The organism is Microbispora rosea (genome assembly GCF_900156315.1).
Lineage (GTDB): Bacteria > Actinomycetota > Actinomycetes > Streptosporangiales > Streptosporangiaceae > Microbispora > Microbispora rosea.
The window spans coordinates 1-18,825 of record NZ_FTNI01000006.1; the positions used below are offsets into that span (position 1 = coordinate 1).

Annotated in this window: 15 protein-coding genes and 2 rRNA genes; 16 read left to right on the forward strand and 1 reads right to left on the reverse strand. The window is 70.9% G+C overall.

The genetic code is table 11. The features are described from left to right. Nucleotides 1-137, forward strand: a 23S ribosomal RNA gene (locus BXA11_RS10410); the annotation flags it as partial. 65 nt (nucleotides 138-202) lie between these two features. Continuing rightward, nucleotides 203-319 (forward strand): 5S ribosomal RNA (gene rrf, locus BXA11_RS10415). Between the two features lie 371 nt (nucleotides 320-690). On the opposite strand, the gene BXA11_RS10420 is transcribed toward rrf, so the two are convergent. Continuing rightward, the gene (locus BXA11_RS10420) at nucleotides 691-1,926 is read right to left on the reverse strand and encodes an IS701 family transposase (RefSeq protein ID WP_373320549.1); all 1,236 of its coding nucleotides are present in this window, start codon (nucleotides 1,924-1,926) and stop codon (nucleotides 691-693) included. A 507-nt stretch (nucleotides 1,927-2,433) separates the two neighbouring features. Between BXA11_RS10420 and BXA11_RS10425 the strand changes: the two genes are divergently transcribed. The 14 genes from BXA11_RS10425 to BXA11_RS10490 all read left to right on the forward strand — a co-directional run bounded on the left by BXA11_RS10425 (nucleotide 2,434) and on the right by BXA11_RS10490 (nucleotide 18,139). Further along, nucleotides 2,434-3,771: a bifunctional folylpolyglutamate synthase/dihydrofolate synthase gene (locus tag BXA11_RS10425; protein ID WP_076434347.1), complete on the forward strand. Its 1,338-nt coding sequence runs from the start codon at nucleotides 2,434-2,436 to the stop codon at nucleotides 3,769-3,771. An 8-nt stretch (nucleotides 3,772-3,779) separates the two neighbouring features. Further along, nucleotides 3,780-4,118: a DUF4233 domain-containing protein gene (locus BXA11_RS10430; RefSeq protein ID WP_143734187.1), complete on the forward strand. Its 339-nt coding sequence runs from the start codon at nucleotides 3,780-3,782 to the stop codon at nucleotides 4,116-4,118. 11 nt (nucleotides 4,119-4,129) lie between these two features. After that, nucleotides 4,130-5,653, forward strand: a complete 1,524-nt coding sequence (locus BXA11_RS10435; RefSeq protein ID WP_076434348.1) for a hypothetical protein — start codon at nucleotides 4,130-4,132, stop codon at nucleotides 5,651-5,653. Nucleotides 5,654-5,903: 250 nt separating this feature from the next. After that, nucleotides 5,904-6,314: a nucleoside-diphosphate kinase gene (ndk, locus tag BXA11_RS10440; RefSeq protein ID WP_030505860.1), complete on the forward strand. Its 411-nt coding sequence runs from the start codon at nucleotides 5,904-5,906 to the stop codon at nucleotides 6,312-6,314. 219 nt (nucleotides 6,315-6,533) lie between these two features. Continuing rightward, nucleotides 6,534-7,565 (forward strand): rod shape-determining protein, encoded by a 1,032-nt coding sequence (locus tag BXA11_RS10445; RefSeq protein WP_076434349.1) that lies wholly within the window; start codon nucleotides 6,534-6,536, stop codon nucleotides 7,563-7,565. A gap of 8 nt (nucleotides 7,566-7,573) precedes the next feature. Further along, entirely contained in the window at nucleotides 7,574-8,812 is a 1,239-nt protein-coding gene (gene mreC / locus BXA11_RS10450) for a rod shape-determining protein MreC (RefSeq protein WP_083744127.1), read from the forward strand. A gap of 3 nt (nucleotides 8,813-8,815) precedes the next feature. Continuing rightward, entirely contained in the window at nucleotides 8,816-9,334 is a 519-nt protein-coding gene (gene mreD / locus BXA11_RS10455; protein ID WP_051761220.1) for a rod shape-determining protein MreD, read from the forward strand. After that, nucleotides 9,331-11,385, forward strand: a complete 2,055-nt coding sequence (gene mrdA, locus BXA11_RS10460) for a penicillin-binding protein 2 (RefSeq protein ID WP_030505856.1) — start codon at nucleotides 9,331-9,333, stop codon at nucleotides 11,383-11,385. The genes mreD and mrdA overlap by 4 nt, the downstream gene beginning before the upstream one ends. A 12-nt stretch (nucleotides 11,386-11,397) precedes the next feature. After that, a complete protein-coding gene (gene rodA / locus BXA11_RS10465; RefSeq protein WP_030505855.1) occupies nucleotides 11,398-12,570 on the forward strand; it encodes a rod shape-determining protein RodA in 1,173 nt (390 codons plus the stop codon). Nucleotides 12,571-12,699: 129 nt separating this feature from the next. After that, on the forward strand, nucleotides 12,700-12,948 hold the full coding sequence (locus BXA11_RS10470; RefSeq protein ID WP_030505854.1) for a hypothetical protein: 249 nt from the start codon (nucleotides 12,700-12,702) through the stop codon (nucleotides 12,946-12,948). Nucleotides 12,949-13,002: 54 nt separating this feature from the next. Then, nucleotides 13,003-14,463 carry an NsdA family TPR-like regulatory protein gene (locus BXA11_RS10475; RefSeq protein WP_076434351.1) on the forward strand — a complete coding sequence of 487 codons (1,461 nt, stop codon included), beginning with the start codon at nucleotides 13,003-13,005 and terminating at the stop codon, nucleotides 14,461-14,463. Next, nucleotides 14,460-15,341, forward strand: a complete 882-nt coding sequence (locus BXA11_RS10480) for a phosphotransferase enzyme family protein (protein WP_051761218.1) — start codon at nucleotides 14,460-14,462, stop codon at nucleotides 15,339-15,341. Before BXA11_RS10475 ends, BXA11_RS10480 begins: the two co-directional genes overlap by 4 nt. A gap of 49 nt (nucleotides 15,342-15,390) precedes the next feature. Beyond that, complete coding sequence (locus BXA11_RS10485; RefSeq protein ID WP_030505851.1) at nucleotides 15,391-17,313, forward strand: TIGR03960 family B12-binding radical SAM protein; 1,923 nt, start codon at nucleotides 15,391-15,393, stop codon at nucleotides 17,311-17,313. Between the two features lie 94 nt (nucleotides 17,314-17,407). After that, the gene (locus BXA11_RS10490; RefSeq protein ID WP_076434352.1) at nucleotides 17,408-18,139 is read left to right on the forward strand and encodes a TIGR03936 family radical SAM-associated protein; all 732 of its coding nucleotides are present in this window, start codon (nucleotides 17,408-17,410) and stop codon (nucleotides 18,137-18,139) included. The last annotated feature ends 686 nt before the right edge of the window (nucleotides 18,140-18,825 follow it).

An 18,825-nucleotide genomic window follows, 5' to 3' on the forward strand; every position in this document is an offset into this window, starting at 1 on the left:
AAGCTCGCCTCAAGATGAGGTCTCCCACCACCTTGTGTGGGTAAGGCCCCCTAGAGATGATGGGGTTGATAGGCCGGAAGTGGAAGCGCAGTAATGTGTGGAGCTGACCGGTACTAATAGGCCGAGGACTTGACCATATTATGCTCGCGTTCACTATGTGATCTCAGAGACAGCAACCGTGTGGTTGTGTGTTTCGTGGGGTTACGGCGGTTATGGCGGTAGGGAAACACCCGGTTACATTCCGAACCCGGAAGTTAAGCCTGCCAGCGCCGATGGTACTGCACCGGGGACGGTGTGGGAGAGTAGGACGCCGCCGGACAATCTTTGGTATGTGGGAGGGTCATCCTTTGTGGGTGGCCCTTCCGCATTTCCGGGGGGTGTTTCCTTCTTCCGGCTTCCGGGGTTCCCGTGGTGGGTGTTTCGCCGGCGGGTGTGTTTGTTTTCCCCCGCGCCTGGTTGCGGGTGTGGTGGGTGGCGTGTGGAGGGGTGGTGCCCCGGTCATGGTTGGCCGGGGCTTTCGCATGTCCAGGGCCCGTTCTTTCGGGGGCCTGTCTAGGGGGCCGTTCCTTCCGGGGGCACCGTGTAGTAGTGCTTTGTTAGGTGATCAGGGTGGTCGTTGAGAGCAGGTGGGGCAGCGGCCGGTCCAGGTGGCCAGGAGCACCTGGAGTTCTTTGAGGATCGTGTAGAGGGTCAGGCTGCGGCTTTTGGGTCGTGTAAGCGCAGTTCGGTACAGAACAGGTGGGCGGCGGTGACCAGGGTGACGTGGCGGTGCCAGCCGATCCAGGAGCGGCCTTCGAAGTGGTCCAGGCCCAGGCCGGTTTTCAGCTCGCGGTAGTCGTGCTCGATCCGCCAGCGGATCTTTGCCAGGGCGACCAGCGTGGCGGGCGGGGTGTCGGCGGACAGGTTGGTCAGCCAGTACTTGATCGGCTCGGTCTCACCGGCAGGCCATTGCGCGATCAGGACACTGACCGGCAGCGATCCGTCGGCTGCGGGGCGGGGCCTGCGTCCGGCGACGCGAACGGGCAGGATGACGAACTGGGAGGCCATGGCTCCTTTGGAGCCGGTGCGCCAGGTCACCGTCAGTGCTGCCTGCCGCCCGGCGGCCAGCACGTGCTCGCGCAGACTGATCGGCCGGGTGGGGTAGCGGTGCGGGCGGGGCGGGCGGCCGCGGCCCGAATAGGTGGCCGGGTCGGGTTCGTCGGTGGCGTGGTGGGCGGTGACGGCGCCTTTGACCTGCACCACGTAGTGCAGGCCGCGTTCGGCAAGGGCCGCGCGCAGGTGAGCGTTGTCGCCGTAGGCGGCATCGGCCACCACCAGCGGGGGCGCAAGGCCCCATGCGGCCAGCTCATCGAGCATCTCCACGGCGAGCTGCCATTTGGGGCGGTGGCCCTGGTCGGCGGGGATGGCGCAGCGGGTGCGGCGCGCGGTGATCTGTTCGGCGGCGACTTCATCAGGGGCCTGCTCGACGTCCCAGGAGGGTGGCAGGAACAGGCGCCAGTTCAGGGGGCAGGAGGCGGCGTCGGTGACGGCGTGGACGCTGACGCCGATCTGGCAGTTGCCGACCTTGCCCAGGGTGCCGGAGTGCTGCCGGGCCACCCCGGGTGAGGCGATCCCGTCCTTGGGGAAGCCGGTGTCGTCGATCACCCACGCCTCAGGGGCGATGGTGTCGATCGCCCGGGTGGCCAAGTGCCGGCGCACTTGGGTGAGGTCCCAGGTGGAGGAGGTGAGGAACTGCTGCAGTCTTTGGTGGTCGATGCCCAGGCGTTCGGCCATCGGCTGCATCGACTTGCGGCGGCCGTCCAGCAGCAGGCCCCGCAGGTAGGTCAGCGCTTTGGCCCGCTGATCCCGGCGGGTCAAAGGAGCGAACATCTCAGCGGCGAAGGACTCCAGTTGCCGGCGGACATGCGCGAGGTGCTCGGGGGTCACGCCCGCATCCCACCACTACCTACAGAAACCGACCAGACACAACAGGCTGACCTAACAAAGCACTAGTAGGGGGTGCTGTGGGACGCGGGGAGGGGGTGTCCCCCCGCCTCCGTGGGTGGCATGGGCTGGTGTGGGGTTGCCTGGTCGGCTCGTCGTGTGGGCTGGCTCGTGTCATGGGGTGATGCTGTCGGCGGCGCGAGCGGTGGTGCGGGAGGAGCGGAGCGGGCGGGAGGGAGGACCGCAGCGAAGGCCCAGCGGAGCGGGCTTCGCGAGGACCGGAGCTTCCGGCCGGCGCAGTGACGTCCCAACCTCCGACCCCACCCCACCTACCGCGCCCCCAACCCCCAACCTCATCCGGCCGCCGACCCGACCGACCCCGACCGGCGGCTCAACCGCAACAACCCCGACCCGACCGATTCCCAACGCCCATCACCACGAGAGCGGACCCCGCCCTGCTACGCCTGCTCATGACACCTGCACGACGTACCACCTCATGAAGGGGTGGCCATGAGTTCCCGTACGCTGAGGGTCGTGGAATATCGAGCCGTCGAGCAAGCGATCATGGCACGGGGAGTGGAGTGGGATTTCAGCCCCACTCTTGATCGGATCACCGCACTGATGGAGATCCTCGGCGACCCCCAGAATTCGTACAAGGTCGTTCATGTCGCGGGCACCAACGGGAAGACGAGCACCGCGCGCATGGTCGAGGCGCTGCTGCGCGAGCGTAACCTGCGGGTGGGCCGCTACACGAGCCCTCATCTGCACTCGATGCGTGAGCGCATCTCGATCGACGGCGAGCCCCTGTCGGAGGAGCGGTTCGCCGAGGTGTACCAGGACGTCGCGCCCTACCTCGAGATGATCGACGCCAGGGTGGGCAAGCTGAGTTTCTTCGAGGTGCTGACGGCGATGGCGTTCGCCGCGTTCGCGGACGCTCCCGTGGACGTCGCCGTGGTCGAGACCGGTATGGGCGGCACCTGGGACGCGACGAACGTGGCCGACGGGACGGTCGCCGTCATCACGCCCGTCTCGCTGGATCACACGGACTACCTCGGCCCGGACATCGCGACGATCGCCGGAGAGAAGGCCGGCATCATCAAGCCGAAGGCGACGACGGTGCTGGCGCAGCAGGCGCTGCCTGCCGCCGAGGTGCTGATGCGGCGGGCGGCCGAGGTCGGTGCGGTGGTCGCCCGCGAGGGGTTGGAGTTCGGCGTGCTGCATCGCGAGCTCGCGATGGGCGGTCAGATGCTCCAGCTCAGGGGCTTGAAAGGCGTGTACGAGGACGTGTTCCTGCCCTTGTACGGCGCGCACCAGGCGGGCAACGCCGCAGGCGCCCTGGCCGCGGTGGAGGCGCTGACGGCCGGCGACGACCCGCTGGGCGATGAGGTCGTACGGCAGGCCTTCGCGCAGGTGAGCAGCCCCGGCCGGCTGGAGATGGTGCGGCGGGGCCCGACCGTCCTGGTCGACGCGGCGCACAACCCGGCGGGCATGGAGGCCACGGTCGAGGCCCTGACCGAGGCGTTCGGGTTCACCCGGCTCGTCGCCGTGGTGGCCGTGATGGCGGACAAGGACGTGGACACGATTTTGGACCTGCTGGAACCGGTGGTCGAGGAGATCGTGGTCACCCGCAACTCCTCTCCTCGCTCGCTCAGCCCGGACGATCTCGCGACGCGTGCGGAGGCCGTGTTCGGCGAGGGGCGTGTCCACATCGAGGACCGGCTCGACGACGCCATCGACAGGGGCATCGCGCTGGCCGACCAGGGCGACGAGATCGGCTCGGGCGTCCTCATCACCGGTTCGGTCGTGACCGCGGGCGAGGCGCGCATCCTCCTCAAGGCCGCCAAATGAGCAGCGCCGTGTTCGAGGTGACCCCCGGCATGCGCCGGCTCTGTGCGACCGTCCTCGGGATGCAGGCGATCGTCGTCGCGCTCATCATCCCGGTGGCGATCACCATCAACGGCGTGTCCACTCCGATCGCGCTGACGGTCGGGCTCGGTCTGGCCGTCCTGTGCGTGGTGGTCGCCGGCATGCTGAAACGCCCGTACGCCTATATCGCAGGCACTGTGCTGGAAGTCCTGACAATCGCCACAGGATTCCTGGTCCCGGTCATGTTCTTCCTCGGGGTGATCTTTGCCGCCCTGTGGATAACGGCCATCTTCGTCGCTCGCCGTGTCGAGGGGACGACGAAGCGCTAAAGTCGGCAAGCATGGCCGTCCCTCCCGTACCGCAGGCTCGGGCCGCCGTGCCGGTCCGAGCCGTGCGCGTCCCTCTGCTGGTCGACGTCGTCATCGGGCTGCTCACCCTGGTGGCCCTTCCTCTCGCGCTCGTCGCCATCCCGAACACGATCTCCGTTGTGGCGGCGCTGCTGCCGCCCGGCGTGTCGCAGGTCGACATGATCCGCGCGCACGGCCTGGCGCTGCCCGCCATGCTGGTGACCGTGCCGCTCGCCGCGGTCGCGGTACGCAGGTTCCGCGCGGCGCCGATCCTCGTGGCGGGGCTCACGCTGCTCGCGCTCGCCGACGTCGCGGGGGGCTACACCGACACCGTCGCGCTCGTCGGCGTGCTGCGCGTGCTCCACGGGATCGGCGCGGGCATGCTCGTTCCGGCGACTCTGGTCGCGGTCGCCGAGCGTCCCCGGCACCGGGTGCTGCTGCCGATCTGGGCGGGCGCGCTCGCCGCCTCGTTGCTGTCGGCCCAGGCTCTCGCCCTGTGGGCGATCCGGGACGTGTCCTCCTGGCAGGTCACCCTTCAGCCGTACCCGCTGCTCACCGGGGTGGCGCTGGCCCTCGCCGCGGCATACCTGGTGCTCTGGATGATCTCCGGCGACGGCGTCTCGCGGGCCGAGGGGGAGATCCTGCCCGCGGGCCGGCCGACGTCGGTGGAGCGCGGGCGGCTCGCGCTCGCCATCGTGCCCGCCGCGGCCATCGCGGTGCTGGGCGTCGGGATCACCTTCGACTGGCCGCCGCGCCTGGTCGTCGTCGCCGCGGCCGTCGTGGTGGTGGCGATGCTGGCCCTCGCGGCACTCGGCACGTTCGAGGGGCCCGGCGGCCGTACGCTCGCCTTCGTCAACGTCGCGGTGGGCCTGGTGGTGTTGCCGACCGCGGCGCAGATGACCTACATCGAGCTCGGCGGCCCGCTGGGCGGTCCCGGCCTCAAGGGTCTGTGGGTGCCGTTCCTGGTGGCCGCGGCGACCGCCCTCGTGGGCGCCGTCCTCGCGGGCCGGGCGCCCGAGGCGTTCGCGGCTCGGATGACGGTCCTCGGTCTCGCGGCCGTCGTCGTGGGGCTGGCCGCGATCAGGCTGCTGGTCCCGGCGCCGTCGGGCACGCCACTGGTGGTGCCGTTCGTCCTGCTGGCCGCGGGGTCGGCGGTGGCGCTGGTCGGCGCGTTCCGCACGGCGGGTCTCGGGTCGGCGATGCTGGGCCTGTCGCTGTGCTTCCCGGCCGTGCTCGCGGGCTTCCTGCTCGGCACCGGCATCCAGGTGAACCGGCTGCGCGACGCCGCGGAGACCGCGCAGGGTGACGGAAACGCCCTGGTCAACGGGTTTATCGACGCGCTGCACATGTGGGCGCTTGTCGGTGGGTTCGTCGTGGTCGGAGTGATCGTGCTCGCCTCCGTCCTGGCCCGGCGGGCCGCCGCCGCGTCGGCGGATGGTGACGTGGTGATCCCGTTGCCGACCCCGTCTCCGGAGGAGGACGACGACGTCTCCGGGAACGCCGGCCCCGCGCACTGACACGGCACACGCAGGAAGACCCGCCGTCCGCACGCGGCCACGCCCGAGATGCTCCGCCGCTCCGCCCCAGACCCGCCGGAACCGGACCCGCCGGGACCGGCCTCGTCCGATCGGAGCGGCGTTCCCGGACCGGTAAGCTGCCGTTGCGTCGGAGCTTCCGAGCCGGAGCTCCCCAGACGCTTGACGGGTGGGCCCGCGATCCGCCGGGTCACCGTGTTTGGCGAGTCAAACGACTTTAGGAGAAGAGACCGTGTCCGAGCGTACGCTTGTCCTGATCAAGCCCGACGGGGTCCGTCGCGGCCTCATCGGGGACGTCATCGGCCGCATCGAGCGCAAGGGCCTCAAGATCGTGGCGATGGACCTGCGCACGCTCGACGCCGAGACGGCAAAGGCCCACTACGCCGAGCACTCCGAGCGTCCGTTCTTCGGCGAGCTGGTGGAGTTCATCACCGGCGGCCCGCTGGTCGCGATGGTGCTCGAGGGTCCGCGGGCCGTCGAGGCGTTCCGCGCGCTGGCCGGCCTGACCGATCCGGTGAAGTCCGCGCCCGGCACCATCCGCGGCGACCACGCCCTGGAGATCGGCGAGAACGTCGTGCACGGCTCCGATTCTCCGGAGTCCGCGGCCCGGGAAATCAAGATTTTCTTTCCCGACCGTTTCTAGTCCTTGCCACACGAGAGGCCCCGGTTTAAACCGGGGCCTCTCGTGTTTTTCCAGGTGGTGACCGAGCTTAGGCAGGGGGACATCGGTTTTTCCGGGGGCTTGAGAGCTCGATGTGCCCAGTGATGAGCACATGCCGTTACGATTCGAATGCGATGCGTCATCCCGCACTCCCGCTGAACCCGGTAACCGCTAACCACCTGAAGGAAGGCTTCCTTCCGCATGGGCAGCAAGCTGACATTCCTGGGCCGTGACATGGCTGTCGACCTTGGCACGGCGAACACTCTCGTCTACGTCCGAGGGCGCGGCATCGTCCTGAACGAGCCGTCCGTCGTCGCCATCAACGTCACGACAGGCAAGATCGTGGCAGTTGGGATAGAAGCGAAGCGGATGATCGGGCGGACGCCCGGAAACATCGTCGCGATTCGTCCCCTGAGGGACGGTGTCATCGCGGATTTCGATGTGACCGAGCGAATGCTGCGGTACTTCATCCAGAAGATCCACAAACGGCGGCATTTCGTGCGGCCGCGCATCATCGTGGCCGTGCCGAGTGGCATCACCGCGGTGGAGCAACGCGCCGTGAAGGAAGCCGGCTACCAGGCCGGGGCCCGCCGTGTGTACATCATCGAGGAACCGATGGCGGCCGCGATCGGAGCGGGCCTGCCGGTCCACGAGCCGACCGGGAACATGGTCGTCGACATCGGCGGCGGCACCACCGAGGTGGCCATCATCTCGATGGGCGGCATCGTGACCAGCCAGTCGATCCGCGTCGGGGGCGACGAACTCGACCAGGCGGTCATCGCCTTCGCCAAGAAGGAGTACTCGCTGATGCTGGGCGAGCGCACGGCGGAGGAGGTCAAGATCGCCGTCGGGTCCGCCTGCGTCACGGGCGAGGACTTCCACGCCGAGGTGCGCGGCCGCGACCTGGTCAGCGGCCTGCCGAAGACGGTCGTCATCAGCGCCGAGGAGATCCGCCGGTCGATCGCCGAGCCGGTCAACGCGATCGTCGACGCGGTGAAGTCGACGCTGGACAAGTGCCCGCCGGAGCTCTCCGGCGACCTGATGGACCGGGGAATCGCCGTGACCGGCGGCGGCGCCCTGCTGCGCGGCATGGTCGACCGGTTGCGTGAGGAGACCGGCATGCCGGTCCACCTGGCCGAGAACGCGCTCGACTCGGTCGCGCTCGGCTCCGGGCGATGCGTGGAGGACTTTGAAGCCCTCCAGCAGGTGCTCGTGCCGGAGCCCCGCAACTAAGGAGCGTCATGAGAGACACCCGCCGCGCCCGTCTCATGCTCGGACTCCTCCTCGCCGTGGCGCTGATCCTCATCACGGTGGATCGCCGGGCCGGGAACGACCACGTCCTCGGCCCGGTGCGCGACTTCGCGGGCGCCGTGTTCGGGAAGGCCGAGCGCGTCGGCGCCGCCGTCACCAGGCCGATCACCGGATTCGTCGGCATGCTGCGCGACGCGCCCTCCGCGCGGCGCGCCATCGCCGACCTGCGCAAGGAGAACGCGCGGCTGCGGGACGAGGTGTCGGCGCAGCGGCTCGACACGGCGCGGGCCGACAAGCTGGACCGCATGCTCGGGCTGGCGGGGCTCGGCCGCTACCGCATCGTGCCGGCCCAGGTCGTCGCGCGGCGTACGGTGGCCGGTTTCGAGGACACTGTCGAGATCGACGCCGGCACCGGTGACGGCATCCGGCCCGACATGACGGTGCTCAGCGATGCCGGGCTGGTCGGCCGCGTCGTCCAGGCGGGCCCGGCCGGCTCGACGGTGGCCCTGCTGACCGACCCGGCCCTGTCGGCCGGGGCCAGGCTGGAGGGCGGCAACGAGCTCGGCGTCGTGAGCGGCCTCGGCGAGGCGGGCGGCGGCGGCAACCTCATCAGGTTCCGCCTGCTCGACTCCACCGTGCCGATCGGCGTGGGCCGCCGGATCGTCTCGTTCGGTTCCCAGCAGAGCAAGCCGTACGTGCCGGGGGTGCCGATCGGCGTGGTCGAGCGGGTGGACAACACGCCGGGCGAGGTGACCAGGACGGCCTACGCGCGGCCCTTCGCCGACTTCTCCGCGCTGGACGTCGTCGGCGTGGTGGTCGCGACGCCGAAGCGTGATCCGCGTGACGCGGTGCTGCCGCCGAAGCCGCCGCCGCCGAAGCCGCCGCGTGAGGACAAGCGGCATGGCGACGACAGCCGCGGGCAGGGGCGCGCCTCGCTGGAGGCCGAGTGGGGGCTCGGCGACGGGGGCCGCGGGGCGGGCGACGAGTCGCGGGCCACGGCCGAACGGCAGATGCCCGAGGCCGCGCGGGAGCGGCGCGGCCGGCACGGCACGCAGGCCGTGGACGGGGAGCAGCGCGCCCAAGAGCGGTACGCCCAGGAACAGCAGGGGCACGAGCAGCAAGGACACGAACAGCAGGGGCACGAGCCGCCCGCCGCGCACGAACCGCCCGCCGCCGCCGAGCCGCGCGACGCGCCCCGGCAGCACGATGGCCGCGGTGAGAGGGACTGACCCATGGCCCGCAACATCCTCGCCGCGCTGCTGCTCTTCGTCGCTCTGGTGCTTCAGGCCAGCGTGGTCAACCGGCTGCTGTTCTCCTGGGCGCCCGACCTGGTGCTGTTGACGGTGGCCGCACTCGCGACCAGGCGCGGGGCCGTGCCGGGTGCGGTGATCGGCTTCTGCGGCGGGCTCGCCTACGACCTGCTGCCTCCCTCCAACCACACGCTGGGCCAGTACGCGCTGGTGCTGTGCGCCCTCGGCTACGCGGCCGGGCGGTTGGGAGACCGGGTGCCGCTGCTCGCGGTGGCGGTGTGCGGCGTGGTCGCGCCCGGCATGCTGGCGGGTCTGGGCGCGTTGATCGGCGCGCCGGGGGTCACCTGGGCGGTGCTCGCGACAGCATGGCCCCGGGCCGCGGTCTGCAATCTCGTGGCCGCTCCGCTGGTGCTCTGGGCGGTCAAGGTCACGCACGGCGGCCATCGCAGGCGCGCAGGCGGTGGCGAGCTCGTGCCGAGCTGGAGACGGGGGACGGCATGACACGTTTGCGCGGACGCCTGATCGTCCTTCAGGTAATGGTCATCGCCATGATCGTGGTGCTTGTCGTCCGGCTGTGGCAGGTCCAGGTGGTGCAGGGGTCGCGGTTCGTCACGGTCGCGACGGAGACGCGCACCCGCGAGGTGCGGGTGCCCGCCCTGCGCGGGGCGATCCTCGACGCCTCCGGCCGCCCGCTCGTGCGCAACCGTACGACGCTGGTGGTCTCCGTGGACCGTGGCCGGCTGGAGCGGATGCCGGACGGCGGCGACGCTGTCCTGCGGCGGCTGTCCGCCGTGCTGAAGGTGCCGCTGTCGAAGCTGAAGCAGGAGATCCGGGCGTGCGGCCCCGGGATCAGCCGCCCGTGCTGGCCCGGCTCGCCGTACACGCCGATCCCGGTCGCCGACAACGTCAACCCCCGGGCGGCGCTGCAGATCCTGGAACGCCAGGAGGACTTCCCCGGCGTCACGGCCGACATCCAGGCGATGCGCGACTATCCCAACGGCAAGGACGCCGCACAGCTCCTCGGCTACCTGCAGCCGGTGACCCAGAGCGAGCTGGAAAAGCGCGAGGGTCTCAAGGCCAACTACTCGGGCGTCGACCTCACCGGCCGCGACGGGCTCGAGCGCACCTATGACTCCGCCCTGCGCGGCACGCCCGGACTGCGCAACGTCCAGGTCGACCGCATGGGCAAGGTCATCACGGTCAACCAGCAGTCCGACCCGGTCCCCGGCGACATCCTGGTGACCAGCATCGACGCCAAGGTGCAGCGCATCGTCGAGAAGTCCCTGGACCAGGCCATGCAGGAGGTGCCCAGCTCGGACGGCGCCGCCGGTGTGGTGCTCGACATCAAGACCGGCCGGGTGATCGCGATGGCCAGCCGGCCGACGTACGACCCCAAGGTCTGGACGGGCGGCATCGCGGAGAAGGACTACCGGCGGCTGCTGTCGGACAAGTCGGGCAAGCCGTTGGTGTCGCGGGCGATCGCCGGCGAGTACGCGCCGGGTTCGACCTTCAAGATCAGCTCCGTGTCGGCGATGATCGCCGACGGCGAGCCCCTGCACGGCACCTACCAGTGCCCGGGTTCCTACAACGTCGAGGGCCGGTCGTACCCGAACGCGGGCGGCATGAGCCTGGGCGCGATCTCGCTGCACGAGGCGCTGGTCAAGTCGTGCGACACCGTGTTCTACAAGGCGGGGTACGAGGAGTGGCTGCGCGACGGCGGCAAGACGCCCAAGGCCAAGGTCAAGGAGCCGATGCCGAATATGGCCAAGGCCTACGGCTTCGGCAAGCGCACCGGCATCGACCTGCCCGGCGAGTCCGCCGGCCGCATCCCGACCCGCGCGTGGAAGCTCGACCTGTACAACACCACGAAGTCGGAGATGTGCAAGCGGGCCAAGATCGGCTATCCGGAGATGAAGGACCAGAGCCGGGCCGCGTTCGCCAAGCGGCTGGCCAACGAGAACTGCCTGGAGGGCATGATCTTCCACGCCTACGAGGCGGTCAACCTCTCGATCGGCCAGGGCGACGTCCTGGTCACCCCTCTTCAGCTCGCGCGGGCGTACGCGGCGCTGCTGGGCGACGGCAACGTGCGCAGCCCGCGTGTCGGCTGGGCGCTGATGCGTCCGGACGGCACCCTTAAGCAGGAGATCCCGGTCCCGGTCGTGGCGCACCTGCCGGTCAACGACGAGACCCGCACCTACATCCGCAAGGCGCTCAGCGAGGTGCCCTCGGACGGCACGGCCGCGGCGGTGTTCCGCGGGTTCCCGTTGAACATCGTCAAGATCGGCGGCAAGACCGGTACGGCGGAGGTCTACGGCAAGGAGGACACGTCGTGGTTCGCGTCCTTCGCGCCTGCGGACAATCCGCGGCTGGTCACCGTGGTCATGGTGGCGCAGGGCGGCTTCGGCGCCTCGACCGCCGCGCCCGCGGTGCGGCGCATCTGGGAGGGGATCTACGGCCTCGGCAAGGGGGACGACGGCAAGCCGCTCAAGCCGGCGCTTCCGGACGGCAAACCGGTGACGCGGCTGCCGGCCATCAGCCGCGAAACGCAGTGAGGCGGATCTGCCATGACTGAAGCCATCGGGGTACGGCGGAGGTCGCTCGCGAGCCGCGTCGTCGGCCGGGGATCGGTCGTCTGGCGGATGGACTGGCTGCTGTTCGGCGCGGTGGTCGCGCTCAGCGCGGTCGGCACGCTGCTGGTCTGGTCGGCCACCCGGACGTGGTCGTCGATCGAGCCGACGGGCATGGCCAAGAAGCACGTGCTCAACCTGCTCATCGGCCTGGCCCTCTACAGCGCGGTCGCGGTGAGCGACTACCGCTGGCTGCGCACGTACGCGCCGGTCCTGTACGGCATCGCCGTCGTCGGGCTGATCCTGGTCATCAGTCCGATGGGTTCGACGATCAACGGCCACCACTCGTGGATCCTGCTCGGAGGGGGCTTCGCCCTGCAGCCCGCCGAGCTGATGAAGCCGGCGCTGGTGGTGATACTGGCGCGGCTGCTGGCCCCGACGTCCGAGAAGGGGAAGATCAAGGACCGGCCGAGGGCCTCCGGTCTCGCGCTGTCCCTGGCGGCGGCGGGCGCGGCGGCGGCGCTGGTCATGCTGCAGCCCGACCTCGGCACCACGATGGTGCTGATGGCGACGACCGGCGCGATCATCGTCTTCGCCGGGATACGCAAGCGCTGGGTGCTGGCCGGGGTGCTGCTCGCGGCTCTCGCGGGGCTGGCGGTGTGGTCGCTGGGGCTGCTCAAGCCCTACCAGGTGGCGCGCTTCACCGCGCTCATCGACCCGTCGAGCGACCCGCGCGGCGTGGGCTACAACAGCACGCAGGCGCTGGTGGCGATCGGGTCCGGCGAGGTCTTCGGCAAGGGCCTGTTCCACGGAGGCCAGACCACGGGACGCTTCGTGCCCGAGCAGCACACCGACTTCATCTTCACCGTCGCGGGCGAGGAACTCGGCTTCGTCGGGTCGGTCACCGTGGTCGCCCTGCTCGGCGTGGTGCTGCTGCGCGGCGTGCGGATCGCCCGGATGTGCGGCGACCGGTTCAGCGCGCTCGTCTCCGCCGGCATCGTCGCGTGGCTGGCCTTCCAGACCCTCGTCAACGTCGGCATGACGATCGGCATCATGCCGATCACCGGCGTGCCGCTGCCGTTCGTCTCCTACGGCGGCACGGCGACGTTCGCGAACATGACGGCGGTGGCCATCTTGCAGGCCATCCATCTCAGGTCGCGGCCCATGTGACCCGCGCCGTCCGCATGAGAGCCGTCCGCAGGGTGGCGGACCCCGGCTCTCACTGGTGCCCGAACCACGCGGCGAACATCATGAGAACGGAACAGGTTCGGGGGCTGAACGGACCATTACGGAGGAACGGTGACTCCGGACGACGAGACGCGGGAACGTCAGCGCGCCCTTGACCTGCTGCGCACGGCATTCCCCGACTACCGGATCGTGTACAGCGCCGGGAGGTGGGCCGCCGCGGCCGCGGGAGACCCGCCCACGGTGTGGTTCGCCGAGACGCCGGCGAGCCTGTGCGGCCAGCTCTTCACGGCCCAGCTGCGCAGCGGCGGCACCATCACTCCTCTTCACTCGGTGGAGAGGGACTCGCAGTGCGCGAGGTGACCGGTTCGTGACACGTACGGCGTTAGCGTGCGGGTGTCACCACTGGGAGAGCCGATGACGACACCCTCACGCGGCGGGGACCGATCCGCCATCCAGATCGCCGGCGGCATTCGCGAGCGCACCCTCGCCGCGCTCGGGGGGCCGCCGACGACCGCGGTCCTCCATCAGATCGCCGACGAGATCCACCTGTGCTGCCCGCGGCTGACCCGCTTCAAGTGCCTGCGCCTGGCGTACGGGTGGACGGTGGAGGAGGCGATCGAGCGCTTCCACGCGATGTGCGACCGCGAGCAGGTCAAGCGCAGGGGACTGAGCGAGCGGTCCTGGCGGGAGTGGGAGGCCGGGGCGCGGCCCGACCGCGACTACACCGACCTGCTGTGCCGCCTGCTCGAGACGGGCCCGGTGCAGCTCGGGTTCGCCAAGGACTACACGCCGCCGGAGATGCGGCCCCCCGACGTCTGGCGGCGGCGTACCGCGCCCGACCTGATCAGCGCCGCCGCGCGGGAGGCGAGCGAGCACGCCGAGCGGGTGGAGACGAGCGAGATCGGCGACAGCACGCTGGAACGGCTGCGCACGCAGGTGATCTGGCTGTCCCGCCGGTACGTCTGGGAGGCGCCGCTGCCGCTGTTCGTGGAGATGCGGGCGCTGCAGGAGCAGACCCGCCGGGCGCTGGAGCGACGCGTCCACCCGGCCCAGGCCGGTGAACTGTTCTTCCTGGCCGGGACGCTGTGCGGGCTGATGGCCAACGCGAGCATGGACATGGGCCGCCGGGTACCCGCCGACACCCTCGCCCGCGCGGCGTGGACGTACGGCAGGATCTCCGGCCACCGGTCGCTCATGGGCTGGGCGCGTGGCATGCAGGCGTCGGTCGCGCTGTGGGACCGGCGGTACGAGGACGCGGTGGGATACGCCGAGGACGGCCTCACCACCCTGCACCGGGGCCAGGGCGCCGCGCGGCTGCACCTGCTGCGGGCGCGGGCGGGCGCGATGCTCGGCCGGACCCGCGAGGCGGAGGACGACCTGCTCAAGGCGGCGGACGCCCGCGAGGCGGGCACCGGGGACGAGCTGCACGACGGGTTCGCCGGGGAGTTCGCCTTCCGGCCCGCCAAGCACGCCTACTACGCGGCGGTCACGCACCTGCACCTCGGACAGGCGGGCCGGGCGATCGAGCAGGCCCGCACCGCGCTCGGCCTGTACGCGCGGGAGGACCGCCAGAACCGGTCGTATGGCTGCGAGGCGATGGCCGGGGCGCACCTGGCCGTCGCCCTCCTGCTGGAGGACGACCCCGGTGCGGCAGAGCGGGCCCTGACGCCGCTGCTGGACCTGCCGCCGGAGCGCAGGATCGACAGCCTGGCAGAGACCCTGCAATCCACGGTGCTGACCTGCACGCCGATGGTGCGGGGAGAGCTCGCCGGGCGGCTGGAGGCGTTCTGCGCGACCGGGCTGCCCCAGTCGGCCGCCCGGGCGCTGCCCGAGGCTCCGTCCGAGGCGCTGGGAGGCGAGGGGGATCCGCGATGAGCGTCTCCACCGTCGCCGGCACCCCGCCCGCGCTCACGGAGGCGTGCCGTCAGGCGGGGCTGAGCGCCGACGGCGCACGGTTGCTGCGCAGTTTCGCCAACGTGGTGTACCACCTGCCGGGCGAGGGGGTCGTCGTCCGCCTGGCGGAGGCCGGCACGCCCGGCAAGTACGACAGACTGGCCACCTCGCTCAAGGTCACGCGCTGGCTGCACGAGCAGGGCTTCCCCGTCACGCTGCCGCTCGACGTGCGCCAGCCGCTGGCCGTCCAGGGCTGCCTGGCGACCTTCTGGCACTACGAGGACGGCGCGGACGACGGCGACCCGGTCCCGCTCGGCCTGCTGCTGCGGTGGCTGCACTCCCTGCCGCCGGTCCCGTTCGCGCTGCCGACCTACGATCCCTTCGGCCGCGTACGGCGGGCCGTGCGGGCGAGCCTCGTCTTGGACGGCGAGGAGCGGGAGTGGCTGCTGGACCGGTGCGCGGCGCTGGAGGAGGCCTGCTACGAGCGCGTCGAGTTCGCCCTGCCGTACGGGCTGGTCCACGGCGACGCGCACCGGGGCAACCTGATCCGCACCGCGGACCGGATCCTGCTGTGCGACTGGGATTCGGCCAGCGCCGGGCCGCGCGAGGTCGACCTGGTGCCCACCCTGCAGGGTGCCCGGTTCGGCCTGTCCGACGCCCAGCGCGACGGCTTCGCCCGCGCGTACGGGTGCGACGTCAGGGACTGGCCGGGCTATCCGGTGCTGCGTGACATCCGGGAGCTCCAGACGCTGACGGCCGTGCTGCGCCTCGGGCACCGCGACGACCGCGCGCACGCGGAGCTGCGCCATCGCCTGGCCTCGCTGCGCGCGGGCGACGACCGGATCTGGCACCCCTTCTGAGGACGGAAGATCCGCAGGGGCCACTCGCCGGAGCCGATACCCTGGAGGCATGTCTGTCGAGTCGTTGTTTCCCCGCCTGGAGCCGCTGCTGCCCAAGGTGCAGAAGCCGATCCAGTATGTCGGGGGCGAGCTGAACTCGACGGTCAAGGACTGGGACGAGGCGACCGTCCGGTGGGCCCTGATGTATCCGGACGCCTACGAGGTCGGTCTGCCCAACCAGGGGGTGCAGATCCTCTACGAGATCCTCAACGAGCTGCCCGAGACGCTGGCGGAGCGCACCTACGCGGTGTGGCCCGACCTCGAGGCGCTCATGCGGTCCGAGGGTGTCCCGCAGTTCACCGTGGACGGGCACCGGCCGGTTCGCGCGTTCGACGTCCTCGGGGTGTCGTTCGCCACCGAACTCGGCTACACCAACCTCCTCACCGCGCTCGACCTGGCGGGGATCCCGCTGGAGGCGGCGGACCGCACCGACGAGGACCCGATCGTGCTGGCGGGCGGTCACGCCGCGTTCAACCCGGAGCCCATCGCCGACTTCCTCGACGCCGCCGTGCTCGGCGACGGCGAGCAGATCGCGATCGCGATCTCCGAGGTGCTGCGCGAGTGGAAGGCCGAGGGCTCGCCCGGCGGCCGCGACGAGCTGCTGATGCGCCTCGCCTCCACCGGCGGGGTGTACGTCCCGAAGTTCTATGACGTCGAGTACCACCCGGACGGCCGCATCATGCGCGTCGTCCCCAACCGCGACGGCGTGCCGACGCGCGTTTTCAAGCACACGGTCATGGACCTCGACGAGTGGCCGTACCCGAAGAAACCGCTGGTCCCGCTCGCCGAGACCGTGCACGAGCGGTTCAGTGTCGAGATCTTCCGGGGCTGCACCCGGGGCTGCCGTTTCTGCCAGGCGGGGATGATCACCCGTCCGGTGCGGGAGCGGTCGATCACCACGATCGGCGACATGGTCGAGGCGGGGATCAAGGAGTCCGGCTTCAGCGAGGTCGGGCTGCTGTCGCTGTCCAGCGCGGACCACTCCGAGATCGCCGACGTCACCAGGGGTCTCGCCGACCGTTACGAGGGCAGCCAGGTCGGCCTGTCCCTGCCCTCCACCCGGGTCGACGCGTTCAACATCGACCTGGCGAACGAGCTGTCCCGCAACGGCCGCCGTTCCGGGCTCACGTTCGCGCCTGAGGGCGGGTCCGAGCGGATGCGCAAGGTGATCAACAAGATGGTCACCGAGGAGGACCTCATCCGCACGGTCACCACCGCCTACTCCAACGGCTGGCGGCAGGTGAAGCTCTACTTCATGTGCGGGCTCCCGACGGAGGAGGACGTGGACGTCCTCGGCATCGCCGACCTGGCCAAGAAGGTCATCAAGGCCGGCCGCGAGGCGACCGGCTCACGTGACATCCGCTGCACGGTCTCCATCGGCGGGTTCGTGCCCAAGCCGCACACGCCGTTCCAGTGGGCCGCCCAGGGTGACCACGAGACGGTGGACCGCCGGCTGCGCGCGCTGCGCGACGCCCTGCGCTCCGACAAGGAGTACGGCAGGGCCATCGGCTACCGCTACCACGACGGCAAGCCGTCGATCGTGGAGGGGCTGCTGTCGCGGGGCGACCGCCGGGTGGGCCGGGTCATCCGGGCCGTCTGGGAGGACGGCGGCCGGTTCGACGGCTGGAGCGAGCACTTCTCGTTCGAGCGGTGGATGGCCGCGGCCGAGCGCGCCCTCGCCGACGTGCCGGTCGACGTGGACTGGTACACGACGCGCGAGCGAGACGAGCACGAGGTGCTTCCCTGGGATCACCTCGACGCCGGTCTCGACCGCGAGTGGCTGTGGCAGGACTGGCAGGACGCGGTCAACAACGTCGAGGTCGAGGACTGCCGCTGGACGCCCTGCTACGACTGCGGCGTCTGCCCCACGATGGGGACGGAGATCCAGATCGGCCCCACGGGCAGAAAACTGCTGCCACTCACCGTGATCTGACGCTCACGGCCTATCCTGAAAGACGATCGACCGAAAGCGGAAGGACGACGGAACTCTGAAACCCGTTCCCGACGGGCCCGCGCCCGAACCCACCGTGCAGCGCCTCCGCGTGCGCTACGCCAAGCGGGGCCGCCTGCGTTTCACCAGTCACCGCGACATCTCCCGCGCCGTCGAAAGGGCGGTGCGGCGAGCCGGCATCCCGGTTGCCTACAGCGCCGGCTTCAGCCCGCACCCGAAGATCTCCTATGCCGGCGCCGCCCCCACCGGAGTGGCGAGCGAGGCCGAGTACCTCGAGATCGGGGTGAACCGGCCGTGCGACCCACGGCAGGTTCGCGACGACCTCGACGCCTCGCTGCCGCCGGGGCTGGACGTGCTCGACGTGGTGGAGGCGCGGGACGGGAACCTCGCCGATCGGCTGGAGGGCTCGGTGTGGGAGCTGCGGCTCCCCGGGGCCGATCCGGGCGAGGCGGAGCGGGCGGTGAAGGAGTTCCTCTCGGCCGACCTGGTGGAGGTCGAACGCCTGACCAAGAAGGGAATGCGGCGGTTCGACGCCCGCCAGGCGGTGCGTTCGCTGGCCGTCGTGGGGGAGCCGGGAATTACGGCAGGTCAGGAGACCGTTCAACCGTGTGTCATACTTCGTATGGTTGTTCGGCACGAAACACCTGCCGTCCGGCCCGATGACGTGCTCATGGGTCTGCGTCTCGTGGCAGGCTTCGCGCCGCCGTCACCCGCTGCGGTGACCAGGCTGGCGCAGGGGCCGCTCGACGCGATGACCGGTGAGCCCGCCGACCCGTTCGCCTTCGACCGGGCAGGCGGAGACCGATAAGACTTGCCGCCGAGGCGCCGACAGGAAGCCCGGCGGACCGCGAGAGACGAGAGCCTTCGCGCGGCGCGGCAACGTGCCCGGAGGCTGACGGGAGAGCGCCCGCATGCTCGACAACGAGCCCACTGACGGGGCTGTGAGCCTTGACGGTGACACGACAACAGAAGAACGCGGCCAGGCCGGGGGAGACGCGGTTTCCTCCGGTCCGTCAGGCGTGTCCACGACCCGGCGCCGCCGGTCGGCGAGCCGCCCGGCCGGGCCGCCGCCCGAGCCCGACGACCTGCCGCCACCGGTGACCACCGTGGCGGCGGCAGCGATGCCGAAGGCCGCGGAAACCACGGAACCGGAGGCCGCGCAGACCACGGCGGCCGAGCCCGGCGAGGCCCCCGCGCAGGAGGAGCCGGTCGCGAAGGAACGGCCCAAGCGGGCCACCCGCCGCCGCACCAAGGCCGCCGAGGAGCCGGTCGCCGAGGAGCCGCCGGCACCGGCCGTCGCGGAGACGGCGCCGTCCGCCACGGAGACCGCATCGGACGCCGCGTCGGCCGTCACGGTGACGGCACCGGCCGCGCAGGACGAGCCGGCCGCGCCCACCCGGCGTCGCCGGAGCCGCAAGCGGACCGACGAGACCGAGCCGTCCCAGCAGCCGGAGCAGGCGGAAACGGTGCAGGCCGAGGAGCCGTCGCGGGACG

Bases quoted from the DNA above. Each gene is read 5' to 3' on its own strand.
- BXA11_RS10425 (WP_076434347.1), top strand. From the start codon at position 2,434: ATGAGTTCCCGTACGCTGAGGGTCGTGGAATATCGAGCCGTCGAGCAA.
- BXA11_RS10435 (WP_076434348.1), top strand. From the start codon at position 4,130: ATGGCCGTCCCTCCCGTACCGCAGGCTCGGGCCGCCGTGCCGGTCCGA.
- BXA11_RS10445 (WP_076434349.1), top strand. From the start codon at position 6,534: ATGGGCAGCAAGCTGACATTCCTGGGCCGTGACATGGCTGTCGACCTT.
- mreC (WP_083744127.1), top strand. From the start codon at position 7,574: ATGAGAGACACCCGCCGCGCCCGTCTCATGCTCGGACTCCTCCTCGCC.
- mreD (WP_051761220.1), top strand. From the start codon at position 8,816: ATGGCCCGCAACATCCTCGCCGCGCTGCTGCTCTTCGTCGCTCTGGTG.
- mrdA (WP_030505856.1), top strand. From the start codon at position 9,331: ATGACACGTTTGCGCGGACGCCTGATCGTCCTTCAGGTAATGGTCATC.
- rodA (WP_030505855.1), top strand. From the start codon at position 11,398: ATGACTGAAGCCATCGGGGTACGGCGGAGGTCGCTCGCGAGCCGCGTC.
- BXA11_RS10475 (WP_076434351.1), top strand. From the start codon at position 13,003: ATGACGACACCCTCACGCGGCGGGGACCGATCCGCCATCCAGATCGCC.
- BXA11_RS10480 (WP_051761218.1), top strand. From the start codon at position 14,460: ATGAGCGTCTCCACCGTCGCCGGCACCCCGCCCGCGCTCACGGAGGCG.
- BXA11_RS10485 (WP_030505851.1), top strand. From the start codon at position 15,391: ATGTCTGTCGAGTCGTTGTTTCCCCGCCTGGAGCCGCTGCTGCCCAAG.